The following is a 15464-nucleotide window of genomic DNA, read 5'->3' on the forward strand; positions in this document are numbered from 1 at the left end:
TCGATTGTCTATCTTTTGGTATTAATCTATTTGTGCCTTAAGTCCTTTCCTGTATGAATTTCAGCTACTTTTGAGCGTAGTTGCTCTCATCGAATTTTATTTTAAGTTAATTATTTGCATAACAATTCCCGAAGAGCCGTTTTTCTATCCTACTCTCACTATTTTAAAGTGATTCCAGATCTTGTTTATTTCTTAATAATTGCCTCTCTTGAGCTAAAGAGTTTTAATCAAGTACCTAGTTGAGATAACTCTCAGAAAGTAGACAAAATTGGACACATTCATCTTTAAATGTGGACATAGTTGTAACTTACCGATAAAAATAGCAGTTGATAGTCAACCAGCACTGAAAAAATTTACGGCTCTTCTGGTTTCTGTGTGGAAACGGGGTCTATACTGATAGTTTCTTCAGCAAAATAGTCCTAAAAGTCTTTCCCAGTAAGCATTTCATGATTCTATAAGCAAAAATTATCACACAAAGTCGAGAAGAGCCAAATTTACTTTATATTTGTTAGCATAGTGCCATTTTTGACATTCCAGTGCTTAACCTAATTTTTAGGACAAAATTATCCCAAATCACCCCTGGTAAAAACGATGATTTTCTTGCAGACAATTACAAAAATTTACTCTCTAGGGGAAGTGAAAATTCCTGTTCTTCGGGGCATAGATCTGGAAATTCGGTCAGGGGAATACGTGTCCATTATGGGAGCTTCGGGTTCTGGGAAATCAACCCTGATGAATATTATCGGCTGCCTTGATCGCCCGACGGGGGGACAATATATTTTAGAAGGCAGAAACTTAAAGAACTTGGACGATAACCAACTGGCTTATATTCGCAATCAGAGGATTGGCTTTGTCTTCCAACAATTTAATTTATTGTCCCGCTCCACTGCCCTAGAAAATGTCATGTTGCCGATGGTCTATGCCAATGTTCCCAAGCCAAGGCGTCGTCAAAGAGCGATGCAAGCTTTAGCTAGAGTTGGGTTGACTAATTATCTCCACAATCGGCCTAGCCAACTTTCCGGGGGACAACAACAGCGAGTCGCCATCGCCCGGGCCCTAGTTAATCAACCGGCTCTGGTGTTGGCCGATGAGCCGACGGGGGCCTTAGATACACAAACTTCCCAAGAACTGATGGATTTACTAACCGAACTCAATCAACAGGGGATCACGATTGTGATTGTCACCCACGATCCTGATGTAGCTGCCCAAACCAGGCGGGTTATCCGTCTTCAAGATGGCTTAATCGTTTTTTAGGATGTACTGGCCTCAATCCCTTCGTAAAGCGGTAATCGGGTCTAAATGAGCGGCAGAACGGGCGGGAATTACTCCTGCTAACAAACCAACGATAAAAGATAAGCCAAATCCACTGATTATCGACCAACCTGATAAGACAAAGGGAAATCGGAAAATCTGGGCGCTACAGAGGGCCACTAAAATTCCCGATAATACACCGATGCCGCCGCCAGTCAGGGAAATCATCACCGATTCCGCTAAAAACTGCTGGAGGATTGCCGAACGGGTAGCCCCCACAGCTTTGCGAATCCCGATTTCCCTGGTGCGTTCCACCACGGAAACTAACATGATATTAGCGATGCCAATACCGCCGACTACTAAGGAAATGCCAGCGATCGCCACCAGCATCACTGTAAACAAACCCACTACCGTGGTCAAGGTTTTGACCACATCTGTTTGGTTTCTAATGCTAAAATCATCGGCTTGAGCAGCGGCGAGATTGTGACGCTGACGCAAAAGATTAGTAATTTGATACTCGGCATTTTTCATCTGATCTTGCTGGTCAACTTTGACATAAATGCCGTTAACGGCCTTACCACTTAAAGAATTATTGCCCACCAGACGAGAAGACATATTGCTCAGAGGAATAAAGACCTGATCGTCGCGATCGATCGAACCTTCGGCACCTTTTGGCTCAAATACCCCAATAATTTCGTAACTATTTTTTCTTTCAATCCAAAGCTTTTTACCGATCGCATTGGTATCATCGCCAAAGAGTTCTGTTAACAGAGTCGAGCCTAAAATCGCCACTGGTGTCGCCTGTGCCATTTCTTCCTCGGTAAAAAATCGACCTTGGCTGAGTTCTGTATTTCTCGCTTTCATGTAGTTAAGATCGATTCCTACCACATTAGTGGCATGATTGACCTGGCCCGCTACCACGGGTGCCGGACGCTGCAGATAGGCGGAGACCACCTGTACACCAGGAACTTGATTTTGAATAACTTTGGCATCTTCCCAGATTAAGGTACTACTGGAACCGCGGCCGAGACTAATCCCCCCGGTTCTGGCTTCTCCGGGTAAAATTTGTAAAACATTAGTACCTAGAGATTGAATTTTTTGTTCGGTGGCTTTTTGTACTCCTTGGCCTACGGAGGTGAGGGCAATCACCGAGGCAATGCCAATAATCACCCCTAACATGGTTAACAAAGTCCGCAGTTTATTACTCCAGAGGGCTTCGATCGCTATCGAGACAATTTCGCCGATCCCCACGGGATGAGGATGATTAGCCTGAAGTATTTGTTTAGGTAAGTTAAGAGTCATTGAGTTCTATTTAATCTGGCTAAATATAGAGTTCTGATCGGATAAAACAGATATTTTCGACTTATTTGTCTTTTTTTGTCTATAAATTACCTTATTTACTGTTTCTAGAAGAGATTAGGCTGTATTGACTGCGGCTTTCCCGTCCGATAGCATTGCCTATAAAAACCCTCACCTAGGGAAATCAATCGCTTCGCCATACTTTCCCAATAAGATTTTAGCGAGATTTTCCTTGACCTGTGCTTCAATTTCGGAAAAGATGGGGAGTAAGGCCTTTTCTGCCCTGTGGAGTAGAGGGGGGATATCCATCAAACAATAGACTGTGATATTTGTTACTATTTATTAAGGGTCAAAGTTCCCCCTGTGTCAAATCGAGACAGATAAGACAATGATGCTCTGTCTCCTGTTGTTTCCCTTTGGGTTATTCAATGACTGTTGCGACTTCCGAAAAACTTCCCATTGACTGGGTGACTCTCATCTACATGGCTTTTATCCACCTAGTGGCTCTTTTAGCCTTCTTGCCTGGCAATTTTAGCTGGGGTGCTGTGGGAGTGACATTGATTCTCTATTGGATTACCGGGGGTTTAGGAATTACCCTCGGTTTCCATCGTTTGGTTTCCCATCGGAGTTTTAAGACTCCCAAATGGTTAGAATACTTTCTGGTTTTGTGCGGGACTCTCGCTTGTCAGGGGGGTGCGATCGCATGGATAGGTTTACATCGTCTTCATCATAAATATTCTGATACTGCTCCCGATCCCCACGATTCTAATAAAGGTTTCTGGTGGAGTCACATGGGTTGGATGTTGCACGAAATTCCTGCCGACGAAGAAATTGCTCGTTTTACCCAGGATATCGCCGACGATCCTTTCTATAAATTCTGTCAAAATTATTTTGTTCCTATCCAAATTGTTTTAGGCTTAATTCTCTATGCTATGGGTGGTTGGCCGTTTGTAATTTGGGGAATTTTTGTGCGCTTGGTCTTAGTTTTCCACTCTACTTGGTTTGTCAACAGCGCCACCCACAAATTCGGTTATGTTAGCCATGAATCCCACGATAATTCTAAAAATTGTTGGTGGGTTGCCCTCTTAACTTTCGGTGAAGGTTGGCACAATAATCACCATGCCTATCAGTATTCTGCCCGTCATGGCCTACAATGGTGGGAAGTTGATCTGACTTGGATGACCATTCGTCTGCTGCAAATTCTGGGATTAGCTACTAATATTAAGTTGCCTCCCACCACAGCAGTCACGACAGAAAGTTAGTTTTATCCAGTTGTTAAATTAAATCTAGCCGAACTTATGTTTAAGTTCGGTTATTTTTTCTGCTATTTGTGACTTTCCCTCACCTATAGGTGAGCAGCAGAAGTTATTCAAAGAGGGCGAATGCAATTCGCCCCTACAATAATATTATTGCGCCAATAGTAGGGGCGCAACGTGGTCAGTGAGTTTATCGAACTGCGGGCGCCCAAAATGTCCTATAGATATTTCAACCAAATTGAAATGCACCCAAATTATCCCTATTCTTCTTCCTTGTACACAAAAAGCAGAAGAGCCGAATCCCTTTCATTAATGTTGCTGCTGCCGAACATTGACTGGGGAAAGCGCAACCCATCGGGCCAAGAGCGAAGGATAACCAACCAAAAACGTAAACACACAGGGGAAATAAGAGGCAAAAAACCAGACCCCCCGCTAGACAGCCTAATCCATTGGCCTTTCTATTCGATTTCTTCTCTGTCACCATTTCTATCGCTGACTTTTTCTAACCCTTGCCACAAAAAAGTCAAAATAGCAACTTTTTTAACAAATATTTAATATTTACGCTGATGTGCCGGAAAGACCCCAGAGAACGTATATTAAAAGCTAATCCCCAAATTATAGTAAGTTTCTATGAAAAAAATCTCAATTTTAGGCTCTACTGGCTCGATCGGAACTCAAACTCTCGATATTGTCACCGATCATCCCGATAAGTTTCAAGTGGTAGGATTAGCCACGGGTAATAATATTCAACTACTATCGGAGCAAATTTGGCAATTTCGCCCGCAAATCGTGGCGATTAATAACGAAAGTCAACTAGAAGACCTGAAAAGCCTAATTTCCGACCTTGACTATACCCCGATTATCCTAGCAGGAAAGGAAGGAGTAATCGAAGTGGCCCGTTATGGCGATTCCGAAAGCGTCGTCACGGGAATTGTCGGTTGTGCGGGATTGCTGCCCACGATTGCCGCTATTACTGCCGGTAAAGATATCGCTCTTGCTAATAAAGAAACTCTGATTGCTGGCGGTCCGGTGGTGCTGCCTTTAGTGGAAAAACACCGAGTTAAATTATTACCTGCTGACTCGGAACATTCAGCTATTTTTCAATGTTTACAGGGAGTTCCCACTGGGGGATTAAAAAAGATTATTCTCACCGCTTCTGGGGGTGCTTTTCGCGATTTACCCGTGGAAAAATTGCCGCAAGTAACCGTAGCTGATGCCCTCAAACATCCCAACTGGTCTATGGGCAGAAAAATCACCATCGATTCGGCTACTTTAATGAATAAAGGTCTAGAAGTTATCGAAGCTCATTATCTGTTTGGTGTAGATTATAATGCGATCGATATTGTTATTCATCCCCAAAGTATTATTCACTCTTTAATTGAGTTACAGGATACCTCGGTTTTAGCCCAATTAGGCTGGCCCGATATGCGTTTACCCCTGTTATATGCCTTGTCTTGGCCCGAAAGAATTTATACCGATTGGGAACCTTTAAATTTAGTTAAAGCTGGTAGTTTAACCTTCAAAGAACCCGATCATCAAAAATATCCCTGTATGGGATTAGCTTATGCAGCCGGCCGCGCAGGTGGGGCAATGCCAGCAGTATTAAATGCGGCCAATGAACAAGCAGTAGCATTATTTTTAGAAGAAAAGATTAGCTTCTTAGATATTCCCCGGGTGATTGAAAAAGTTTGCGATCGCTTTGCGATTCATAACAGTTCTACCCCTAGCCTAGATGACATTTTAGCCGCCGATGATTGGGCGCGTCAAGAGGTATCTAACTGTCTGATTGCCAATCTGGTCTAGATAGTCTATATCCTGTAGGGATGTTAACTATAATGTCTCTACAGGTCTAGGATATAAAAATCACTAATTTCGGCTATTTTTTCTATTTAACTAGATTTATGATGATCATGACAAGAGTTGATAACCTTCAATAAACCTCGAAAATAAAGATTAAATTGCCTAAAATCAGGGTTTTCTTATTCTTTGTGTGATAAGTTTAACTTATATAGGATCGATCTTTGTGTCCTTTGTGTCTTTGTGGTTCGTTCTAGTCGCTCGCTGGCAGGACTGTATCTTAGAGTACATTTTACCCACCAAACTCAAGAGAGCCAAATCTGTAAATAGACCATTTAATTGACTATTATTCATTCTTAATTCTCCTGACTACTGACTCCTAACCCTAACAACAATTTTTGGTTTTTGCAATGAGATCTAATGACCCTGAAACTTTCTCAAAAATAAGATAAAATAAACAAGATAGCGGTTATTACGTTTAATTTTCTATGGTTACAACTTCTCTATCCCTCCCCGAAATCGCCAGAGAAACCCGTCAAGCGAGTCGTCAACTGGCTATTCTGACTAACGAAGAAAGGAATGAAGCTTTAGAGGCTATTGCTGAGGCTTTGACTGCCAATGCTGATAAAATACTAGCAGCTAATATCGCCGATGTTCAAACAGCCAAGGCGATGGAATTATCTCCGGCTTTATGTGCGCGTTTAGAGTTAAGTTCTGGCAAATTAAAAACCGCCATTGCCGGGGTGCGAGATCTGGCTAAATTAGCAGATCCTTTAGCTACTATACAAATTAATCGGCAATTAGATCAAGGTTTAATTCTGCGGAGAATAACCTGTCCTTTAGGGGTTTTAGGGGTTATTTTTGAAGCTCGTCCCGATGCTTTAATTCAAATTACCAGTTTAGCGATAAAATCCGGCAATGGCGTTATTTTAAAAGGGGGGAAAGAAGCGATCCGTTCTTGTCAAGCTTTAGTAACAATTATTCATCAGGCATTGAGTCAAACTAAAGTTAATTCGTCGGCGGTGCAATTGTTAACAACAAGAGAAGAAATTCAGGAACTATTAAAACTTGATCAATACATCGATTTAATTATTCCTAGAGGTTCTAACGAATTTGTTCGTTATATCCAAAATAATACCCGCATTCCTGTCCTCGGCCATGCCGATGGTATCTGTCATCTCTACATCGACAAAGAAGCCGATTTAAGCAAAGCAATTAGGATTACCGTTGATGGTAAAACCCAATATCCTGCCGCTTGTAATACCATTGAAACTTTATTGGTTCATCAAGACATCGCTAGACAATTTTTACCCGCAGTGGCCCGAGCATTAGAGGAAAAAAAGGTTAAATTATTGGGAGATGAAGCAACTCGTCAGATTATTAACGTACCATCGGCCACAGAAGAAGACTGGCAAACCGAATATAGTGATTTAATTCTGTCAATTAAAATTGTTGATAGTCTAGAATCGGCAATCGAACATATTAATTATTACGGTTCTCGACACACGGAAGCCATTGTCAGCGAAAATTTTAACACAGCCAAAACCTTTAGCGATCGAGTCGATGCCGCCGGAGTTTTTCATAATTGTTCCACCCGATTTGCCGATGGTTTCCGTTACGGTTTTGGGGCCGAAGTGGGTATCAGTACCCAAAAAATGCCCCCCCGTGGTCCGGTGGGATTAGAGGGATTAGTGACCTACAAATATCAATTAGTGGGAGATGGTCATATTGTCGCCGATTATTCTGGGGAAAATGCCCAATCTTTCACTCATAAGGATTTATAGTCGAGAAAAAAGCCGATGTTTACAGGATTAATTCAAGCCTTGGGAAAAATTCGGGTCGTGGATACTGATAGACTATATTTGTCTGTATCCTCTGATACAATTCTCAAAGATTTAATGATTGGTGATAGTGTGGCTGTGGATGGAGTTTGTTTGACAGTCGAGGAAATTCTCTCAGAGGGTTTTGTGGCCACCGCTTCCCCGGAAACCCTACAGCGCACTACTTTGGGACGAAGGATTAAAACAGAAACCAACGTTAACCTAGAAACCTCTTTGCGGGTGGGTAGTAAAATCGGCGGTCATTTTGTCACCGGTCATGTGGACGGAATTGGCTGTTTAGTCGAATCGATAATCGTGGCTAATTCGTGGGAAATGACCTTTGCTGCCCCTAGTTCCCTAGAAGAGCAGTGGAATAACTACATAGCTCGTTATATCGTCGGTAAGGGCAGTATAGCTGTTAATGGCATCAGTTTAACCGTGGCCGATTGTGATGCCTCCAGCAGCTGGTTTAAAGTGGCAGTCATCCCCCACACCTACGCTGAAACCAATCTTTCCCATTTAAAATTAGGCGATTGGGTGAATCTAGAAGGGGATATTTTAGGCAAATATGTGGAAAAATTGCTAGGAATGCGCTCTTATCACCCTCCTACCGAGATTAGCCTAGAATTTCTGGCTGAACATGGTTATTAGTTTTCCAGAAAAAGCCTTTTCAACATATAAATTTATTGGCAATTTATCCATTAATTTTAGTTTTAAAATTGCCAACCTTCCCGCTCCATTAAACCCTGAACATTGGTACAATCGATAGAAAAGTGTTGACAGACTGTGGGGATTTTGGGAGCATTAGGCTTCAAGGCTTCTTCGGTAATTACGCAACCGTCTTTTATCTTGGCACAGGCAATAATAAATGGGTCAGCCACTGGCTTTCCTTGTAATCTTGCTTTTTGACTCACTAAATCCTTAAAGTTACTTATAGAAAAAGTTTCAGCAATAAATAAAGTTTCCTGAGCAGTGGGTGGTAAAAATATTTGTTTATTGAAGTCTATCCAATCTAAAACAAATTGTTTATTATTGCCATATTCTACTTCTTTAAGCACTTTGCGTACTGATTTTAGTTTACCTTCTGACACAAGCAAATCGATTTTTTGCCAAACGGTAGGAAAACTTTTGGGAAAATAGTTTCCTAAAACCTTAAAACTACTTGTGTCAAAAATGTAAACCATCAAAACAGTCCTTTGTCTAATAAATATTGTTCAAGTTTTTCCACCGTAGCAACTTTTTTAATGTTTATATAATCAGCAACACGCTCGATATCGTATTGGCCTTGATAGTATTTATTGAACACAAGTTTTAGGTAATTTTCTCCCAAATATGTCGCCTGATTAGCATAGGGATTACCTCCAGATTTTTTATTTTTGTCCTGACTTTTTCCCACCTGCTCACTGTACCACTCGCTTACTTTAAGAGTATATTCTTTCTGGGAGATTAAGTTATTATCTAATAGTTTTCGTAAAACTACTTCTCGACTAACCTTATAATCACTGGAAATTTTCGAGATAATTTTATCGTTAACTATTGTTTCTCTAATTATCTCAGAAAAGACATGATTAGGAAGCAAAAACTCCGCAGCAAATTTATTACAAAATATCTCGATACTTTTATTTGCTCCCTGCAAACTATTAATATATCTATCGTCAGACTTAGTAATTCCATTAGTCTGCAAAAGAATATATGCTAATTCATGAAAAATGGTAAATATTTGTCTAGATTTTTCCGTGCTATTATTAAGATAGATGATCGGAAATTCAATATCTATCAAGCAAAATCCCGAAATTTCTCGCTGCTTAAAAGAACGCTTAAAAATAAAAATACCAGCTTCTTCCACGGCACTCCGCCATTTTTTTAAGGCAGTTTCCTGATCATTCCAGGTCAGTTGTTCTTCTAGAGTAACGTTTAAATAATTTCTGATCTGTTCGGCTAATATCCTTAAATCATCCCTAGAGCTAACCGCAATATCCTGAAAGATTTTCTTGGTACTAGGATTAATACCATTATTAATTTCCTGTAGCGACAATTGCATCGCTTTTGCTTGTCGTAAAGCATAGATAGTATCGGCGGCCAGGTTTTCGATTTCAAAGTCTGGCAAAGTTCTAAATTCTTGTTTTTCCTCCGCTTCTAGGGGAGGTTCTGGGAAAAAGAATAAAGCGAGAGGACGTTTATATATTTCTGCTAACTTTTCCAATTGACTATAGATAGGAAAGTCCTCTCCTGACTCCCATTTCTCGATAACAGAAACATCTTTTTTAAACTTGACCGCCACAGACTCAAGAGAATATCTCGCCCTTTCTCTTGCCCATTGGATTATCTTGGGATTAACGCCTGTCAGTTTCTCGCCCATCACTTTATCTTATCATCACGAGATAGAGATTTCTAGCTTGATTTAGATCATACAGTAGTTTTATTGTACTAAATAATCGGACAAAATAGAGACGATGTACCGATTTCTGGATAGTTCAGCGAGGAATTGATAACTTTTTCCTATATAAAAAACCAGCCGAAAGCTTGACATTAGCCAAAATACCCAGACAATGTTAAGTTAAATTAACCAATAGCCGAGGCTTGTATTTAAGGAAAACCCCTTATGGTAGCAACACCAGTTCAACAGAAATACGACATCAAAGATATTAGTTTAGCCCCCATCGGCAAACAGCGCATCGAATGGGCCGGACGGGAAATGCCCGTTTTGCGTCAATTAGCCGAACGTTACGCCATCGAAAAACCCTTTGCTGGACTGCGTTTAGTCGCTTGCTGCCACGTTACCACCGAGACCGCTAATTTGGCCATCGCACTCAAAGCCGGTGGCGCTGATGCGTTACTGATTGCCAGTAATCCCCTTTCCACCCAAGATGATGTGGCCGCTTGTTTGGTCGCTGATTACGGCATCCCCGTTTATGCAATCAAAGGGGAAGATAACGACACCTATCACCGTCACGTTCAAATCGCCCTCGATCATAAACCCCAGATTATCATCGATGATGGTTGTGATGTAGTGGCCACCCTAGTTAAAGAAAGAAGTCACCAATTACCCGACATTATCGGTACTACCGAAGAAACTACCACCGGTATCGTCCGTTTGCAAGCCATGCTCAAAGCCGGGGTGTTATCCTTCCCCGCAATGAACGTTAACGACGCAGAAACCAAGCATTTCTTTGATAATCGCTACGGTACAGGTCAATCTACCCTTGATGGTATCATTCGCGCCACCAATATCCTTCTTGCCGGTAAAACCGTGGTTGTGGCTGGTTATGGTTGGTGTGGTAAAGGTGTGGCTATGCGGGCCAAAGGTTTAGGTGCTAATCTAATTGTCACCGAAATTAACGCCGTGCGTGCCATTGAAGCGGCGATGGACGGTTTCCGGGTTATGCCCATGGATGAAGCCGCTAAAGAAGGCGATATCTTTATCACTGTCACTGGTAACAAGCACGTTATCCGGGCCGAACATTTTGACCTGATGAAAGATGGGGCGATTGTTTCCAACTCCGGTCACTTTGATATTGAAATCGACCTGCAAGCTTTAGGCGCAAAAGCCGATAATGTCAAGGAAGTTCGCAACTTTACCCAACAATATAGACTAAAAAGCGGTAAATCCGTCGTTGTTATCGGTGAAGGTCGCCTAGTTAACCTGGCAGCCGCCGAAGGTCATCCTAGCGCCGTTATGGATATGAGTTTCGCTAACCAGGCGATCGGTGTAGAATACTTGGTTAAAAATAAAGGTAAATTAGCCCCCGGCATCTACTCAATTCCCTACGAATTAGACCAAGAAATCGCCCGCTTGAAACTGCAAGCCATGGGGATTGAAATCGATACCCTCACCGAAGCCCAATTAGAATATATCAACTCCTGGACTTCCGGAACCTAATATCAGTTATCAGTTATCAGTTATCAGTTATCAGGAGTCGGTCGTCAGGAGATTGCTTTTATTTATTCTTGCCACTCCCCCACTCCCTTTTTTTTACTTTAAAACTGTTTTCTAAATCCTAAAAAATATGACTGAATGGATTACAAATACAATGACTTCTATGGGCTATTTAGGCATAGCCCTATTAATGTTTTTAGAGAATCTTTTTCCTCCCATTCCCTCGGAATTAATTATGCCTCTAGCGGGTTTTACCGTCCATGAGGGACAAATGCAATTTATTCCGGCAGTGGTAGCGGGGATTGTCGGAACCGTAGTCGGAGCGCTACCTTGGTATTATCTCGGTCGGGTTGTGGATGAGGAAAAAATTGAAAAACTAGCCGATAAATACGGCAAATGGATTACCGTTTCCGCTAAAGATATTCAAAAAGCTAATCAATGGTTTAACCGTCACGGTAGTAAAGCGGTTTTACTCTGTCGTTTGGTCCCCGGAGTACGAACTTTGATTTCCCTACCCGCCGGGATGAATCACATGGCGATGATTCCCTTTTTAGTTTACTCCACCATCGGCACGACTCTCTGGGTCGTTTTTTTAACGGCAGCAGGTTACTTTTTAGGGAAGAATTACCCCCTTGTGGAAGAATATCTGGCTCCGGTCTCAAAAATAGCTCTACTTGTCCTCGTTATCTGGTTTATCCTCTGGATTATCCGCAAACGTAACCGCCGGTATGAGTAAATGTTGATCATAGGTGGTGCGTTACGACGGATTGTCACCTTCGAGTCACAGCAGCAATTTTTGCCGTCTAACGTACCCTACGTTTTACTGTATCAGACTTATCTGAAATGACTATATTTTGTGAAAAAGCAATAAAATAAAATCATGAAAAAGCAAATTATGTCATTTTTAAGGCTCCTCTTGGGATTTGGTCCATGGCTGGCTTTTCTTTTTATTGCCCACGGTAGCTTATTTCGTCTTAAATTAGCATTGATTATCGCTTTAGTTCTGAGCATTATCATGGGCGTTACTCGGTTGCACCGAGGGGTAACTTTATGGGTGGGGTTGTTTTTCTTTTCCTCCGCCTCGTTAGCCGTGATTGTTTTCAATAATATGTGGGTTGTCAAACATATAGGGCTTGGAGCTTCTGGTTTACTGGCTATCTCTGCCTGGCTGAGCATAATTTTCGGCAAACCCTTTACGATAGAATATGCTAAACAAGAAGTTGATCCCTCCCTGTGGAACAATCCAACTTTTATCAAAATCAATATGATCATCAGTTCAGCTTGGGGTTTAACTTTCACAATTAACGCCATTTTAGCCTGGGGAAAGATGGAAAAACTTATCCTTCCTGAACTGGGTTATGAAATTATCAGTTATTTCCTTTTGATTACAACGTCAGTATTCACAAGTTGGTATCCTGATCATGTCCGAAAAAAAATTAAAAATACTCCTCATAGGTAGTGGACTGTTTCAGCTAAAATAGGGCAATAGATTTCGGCTTAAAGTCTTAGATTATAGAATTTATAGCATTTTTCTAATACACCAAATTAACTGAAACAATCCACTCTGTTTTACTACTAATCACGCCGGCTACTCAAGAGGGCCGTGATCAGCAAATAGGCCAACGTCACCCCGATACTGATTTGGAAGGAATAGGGAGCGGCGCGGTATCGATACCAACTAGAAAAAGATTCAAGAATTCTCAGGGTGAACAACACCACCCAATTTAAGGAAAGCATTAGGAGGTAAAAAAACGCCCCGACTCCCAACGACTGCACAAAACGATTTTTTAATAAATCCATAGCCCTAACCAAGTTAACTCGAACTCTTACAAATTAATTATATGTTATAATCATGGATTAACTAATTTTCCCAAAAAAATTAGCATTACTTTTCTCCATCAATACTAAACACAAGCACGATACTGAAAATGATAGGAATTGTCGGTAATGCCTCATCCTCAGAAAAGGTAAACTCAACTTTACTAGGCATGAGCAGATGCCCCTTGGTCATCCTGAATCGTCTGCCCCAGTCTAACGCACCCTACTGGACTGTTTCAGCTAAAATAGGGCAATAGATTTCGGCTTAAAGTCTTAGATTATAGAATTTATAGCATTTTTCTAATACACCAAATTAGCTGAAACAGTCCACTACGTTTTACTACGTTTTACTGCTTATAAAGGGGCAAAAGGATAAGAATATACGAGGTTTTAATATGCCAACAATTAAACTACGTTCTCAGATTGGTAGAGATGGAATCTTACATTTAGATATACCGTCCGATTTTAAAGAAACTGAAGTAAATGTTACAGTAACCGTTGAAGCGGTTCAAGAAGTCAGTGAAGATTTAGCAAGTAGAAAAGAGGAAAGAAAACCTCGCTATAATGCTTGGGGCAACCCAGTAGTAGAGCAATCTATTACCCAAGCTATTTCAGGAATGCGCCACCTTCAAAAAACTGTAGCTTTACCTAAAAGTGAAATTCGTGCCATGCGAGAAGAAGGGAGACGGTTTTGATTGAGTTCGTTTTAGATTGTTCGGTAGCAATTAGCTGGTGTTTGGTCGATGAAGATAACGATTATGCTAACGCAGTATTAGACATAATGCCAAACGCCGAAGCATTTGTTCTCGAAATTTGGTCTTTAGAGATTGTCAATAATCTCCTAGTCGCAGAAAGAAGAAATCGGATGACGGTCGAGCAAACTCAAGCATCGATTAATTGGTTACAGTCTTTACTTATTACTATTGATTCTTTAACTTCAGTCCAAGCTTTTGGCAGGACTTTAACACTAGCAAGAGAACAAAAATTAGCTTCTTATGATGCTGCTTACTTAGAACTTGCTTTGCGCTTAGATTTACCATTGGCTACCAATGATAAGCAATTAATAGATGCAGCATTACGCTGTCAGGTAGAATTACTTAATCCCGCTCTAAATTAAACAAAGTTAGTTTTATCACCCGAATATTCCTTGGCTTGGTGGCTCTACCGTACTTGTGATGATAATATATAATGATGGTCTATGACAGAGAGAGACATTAAATACTGTTTGGTATTAGGAGAAAAGCTGTGCCACTGATTAAAATACCAAGGAATTATCTGATTGCTGAGGATGAAAATTTTATTACAGCAGACGTGCCAGATTCACTGCTTCAGCTTTGGCAAAAAGATTATCAAAAGGTGGTTAAAGCCAAAGGTATTCTTAAGGATAAAAACGCGGCAATGCTATCTCATGTAGAGTCTCTTCGTCGGGAGTGGGATGGATGAAATACGTCTATGATACCAATATTTTTATTTATTATTTAGCCGATGATGATCTAGTTACTTCTTTTTTCTCCCCAGCTTTTTTGAGTTTGCATCAGATTTTTATCTCACCAATTGTCAGAATTGAGTTACTCAGTTTTCCTACTTTGTCTAAATAAAGCAAGATACAGAGTATTTTCCAACAAAATTTCAGCAGCAGATAATTCTTCTTTAGCTAGACTTAGTAATGTTTGAATGCGGTTCATAAAGCTATACCTTCTCGGCGAATATTTTCTAATAAAGGAGTATCTTTACATAAAAAGTCTTCTTCAGATATGGGCAAAACTGAGATGAGTTGATCGTATTTAAGGTTAATTTGATTTTTCACTTCTCCCATACGGAAAATTTCATCTCCAGGAGAAACTGGACTTTTTAAAATTACCATGATATCAATATCAGAGTCTTCTGTTGCATCCCCTCTTGCTTGAGAACCGTACAGAACTAAGTTTATTAATTTATCGCCATAGATTTTTTCTAGTGCTTGGCGAAATTCTGTGATGATTTTTTCAAGTTTTTTCATAATTTATCAATTTTAGACCTTCAAGCTATTTTCCCCAAACTTTAGCCCCATCTTCTTGCGGTTTGTCATTAGCTATTTTTTAACAAAGCCTCCCCTTTTGAAGTCAATTCCCAACGATCACGCGGCGATTCTTTTTCCACATAACGTTTGACTAAGCCTAGCTGGGAAAGATTTTTTAAGACTGTCATCATATCAGGTTCTCTAGGAACATCTCGGCGGGAAAGTGCGTTAGCTAATTCGTACCAACTCCATTTTCCTTTTCCTTTTTCAACTAATTGGAGAAGCACCAATTCAAGTTGGGTTAACTGTACGGTATCTTTCATGATTAATCCTCTATACTTGGGTGA

The 15464-nt window shown here is 40.7% G+C and carries 18 protein-coding genes and 1 pseudogene; 12 read left to right on the top strand and 7 right to left on the bottom strand.

Going from position 1 to position 15464, the window contains the following annotated elements; translation table 11 throughout:
- Positions 1-591: 591 nt before the first annotated feature.
- A complete protein-coding gene (locus O9323_RS08850; RefSeq protein WP_024969040.1) occupies positions 592-1254 on the top strand; it encodes an ABC transporter ATP-binding protein in 663 nt (220 codons plus the stop codon).
- A gap of 12 nt (positions 1255-1266) precedes the next feature.
- Here the strand turns inward: O9323_RS08850 and O9323_RS08855 are convergent, their stop codons facing one another.
- Together O9323_RS08855 and O9323_RS22590 are read right to left on the bottom strand one after the other, a co-directional pair.
- Positions 1267-2553, bottom strand: a complete 1287-nt coding sequence (locus O9323_RS08855) for an ABC transporter permease (RefSeq protein WP_024969039.1) — start codon at positions 2551-2553, stop codon at positions 1267-1269.
- Between the two features lie 207 nt (positions 2554-2760).
- Positions 2761-2859: pseudogene (locus tag O9323_RS22590) on the bottom strand (aluminum resistance protein); the annotation flags it as partial.
- A 119-nt stretch (positions 2860-2978) separates the two neighbouring features.
- Here O9323_RS22590 and O9323_RS08860 point away from each other — a divergent pair.
- The 4 genes from O9323_RS08860 to O9323_RS08875 all read left to right on the top strand — a co-directional run bounded on the left by O9323_RS08860 (position 2979) and on the right by O9323_RS08875 (position 8074).
- A complete protein-coding gene (locus O9323_RS08860; RefSeq protein WP_002733282.1) occupies positions 2979-3812 on the top strand; it encodes an acyl-CoA desaturase in 834 nt (277 codons plus the stop codon).
- A gap of 624 nt (positions 3813-4436) precedes the next feature.
- A complete protein-coding gene (gene dxr / locus O9323_RS08865; protein WP_002755544.1) occupies positions 4437-5609 on the top strand; it encodes a 1-deoxy-D-xylulose-5-phosphate reductoisomerase in 1173 nt (390 codons plus the stop codon).
- A gap of 482 nt (positions 5610-6091) precedes the next feature.
- Complete coding sequence (gene proA / locus O9323_RS08870; RefSeq protein WP_288124978.1) at positions 6092-7387, top strand: glutamate-5-semialdehyde dehydrogenase; 1296 nt, start codon at positions 6092-6094, stop codon at positions 7385-7387.
- Positions 7388-7402: 15 nt separating this feature from the next.
- Entirely contained in the window at positions 7403-8074 is a 672-nt protein-coding gene (locus tag O9323_RS08875) for a riboflavin synthase (protein ID WP_002755546.1), read from the top strand.
- Between the two features lie 62 nt (positions 8075-8136).
- Here the strand turns inward: O9323_RS08875 and O9323_RS08880 are convergent, their stop codons facing one another.
- Complete coding sequence (locus tag O9323_RS08880; protein WP_002755547.1) at positions 8137-8607, bottom strand: PIN domain-containing protein; 471 nt, start codon at positions 8605-8607, stop codon at positions 8137-8139.
- The gene (locus O9323_RS08885; protein ID WP_288124979.1) at positions 8607-9782 is read right to left on the bottom strand and encodes an ImmA/IrrE family metallo-endopeptidase; all 1176 of its coding nucleotides are present in this window, start codon (positions 9780-9782) and stop codon (positions 8607-8609) included. Before O9323_RS08885 ends, O9323_RS08880 begins: the two co-directional genes overlap by 1 nt.
- A gap of 243 nt (positions 9783-10025) precedes the next feature.
- On the opposite strand from O9323_RS08885, the gene ahcY reads away from it, so the two are divergent.
- The 3 genes from ahcY to O9323_RS08900 all read left to right on the top strand — a co-directional run bounded on the left by ahcY (position 10026) and on the right by O9323_RS08900 (position 12759).
- Positions 10026-11303 (top strand): adenosylhomocysteinase, encoded by a 1278-nt coding sequence (gene ahcY / locus O9323_RS08890; RefSeq protein ID WP_002755549.1) that lies wholly within the window; start codon positions 10026-10028, stop codon positions 11301-11303.
- Between the two features lie 127 nt (positions 11304-11430).
- The gene (locus O9323_RS08895; RefSeq protein WP_002769621.1) at positions 11431-12036 is read left to right on the top strand and encodes a DedA family protein; all 606 of its coding nucleotides are present in this window, start codon (positions 11431-11433) and stop codon (positions 12034-12036) included.
- Between the two features lie 144 nt (positions 12037-12180).
- Positions 12181-12759 (top strand): hypothetical protein, encoded by a 579-nt coding sequence (locus tag O9323_RS08900; RefSeq protein WP_002755551.1) that lies wholly within the window; start codon positions 12181-12183, stop codon positions 12757-12759.
- A 116-nt stretch (positions 12760-12875) separates the two neighbouring features.
- On the opposite strand, the gene O9323_RS08905 is transcribed toward O9323_RS08900, so the two are convergent.
- Entirely contained in the window at positions 12876-13100 is a 225-nt protein-coding gene (locus O9323_RS08905) for a hypothetical protein (protein WP_002740738.1), read from the bottom strand.
- A gap of 413 nt (positions 13101-13513) precedes the next feature.
- On the opposite strand from O9323_RS08905, the gene O9323_RS08910 reads away from it, so the two are divergent.
- The 4 genes from O9323_RS08910 (at position 13514) to O9323_RS08925 (ending at position 14716) form a co-directional block, all read left to right on the top strand.
- Positions 13514-13813 (top strand): hypothetical protein, encoded by a 300-nt coding sequence (locus tag O9323_RS08910; protein ID WP_002755552.1) that lies wholly within the window; start codon positions 13514-13516, stop codon positions 13811-13813.
- On the top strand, positions 13810-14235 hold the full coding sequence (locus O9323_RS08915; RefSeq protein WP_002755554.1) for a type II toxin-antitoxin system VapC family toxin: 426 nt from the start codon (positions 13810-13812) through the stop codon (positions 14233-14235). The genes O9323_RS08910 and O9323_RS08915 overlap by 4 nt, the downstream gene beginning before the upstream one ends.
- 128 nt (positions 14236-14363) lie before the next feature.
- Positions 14364-14561, top strand: a complete 198-nt coding sequence (locus tag O9323_RS08920; protein WP_002755556.1) for a hypothetical protein — start codon at positions 14364-14366, stop codon at positions 14559-14561.
- Positions 14558-14716 carry a PIN domain-containing protein gene (locus tag O9323_RS08925; protein ID WP_002755558.1) on the top strand — a complete coding sequence of 53 codons (159 nt, stop codon included), beginning with the start codon at positions 14558-14560 and terminating at the stop codon, positions 14714-14716. Before O9323_RS08920 ends, O9323_RS08925 begins: the two co-directional genes overlap by 4 nt.
- A gap of 83 nt (positions 14717-14799) precedes the next feature.
- Here O9323_RS08925 and O9323_RS08930 read toward each other — a convergent pair whose 3' ends face one another.
- Complete coding sequence (locus tag O9323_RS08930; protein ID WP_002755559.1) at positions 14800-15117, bottom strand: nucleotidyltransferase domain-containing protein; 318 nt, start codon at positions 15115-15117, stop codon at positions 14800-14802.
- Positions 15118-15185: 68 nt separating this feature from the next.
- On the bottom strand, positions 15186-15464 hold a 279-nt coding region (locus O9323_RS08935), incomplete at its 5' end, for a hypothetical protein (RefSeq protein ID WP_288124980.1).

This window comes from Microcystis sp. LE19-131.1A, from assembly GCF_027532015.1.
Classification (GTDB): domain Bacteria; phylum Cyanobacteriota; class Cyanobacteriia; order Cyanobacteriales; family Microcystaceae; genus Microcystis; species Microcystis ichthyoblabe_A.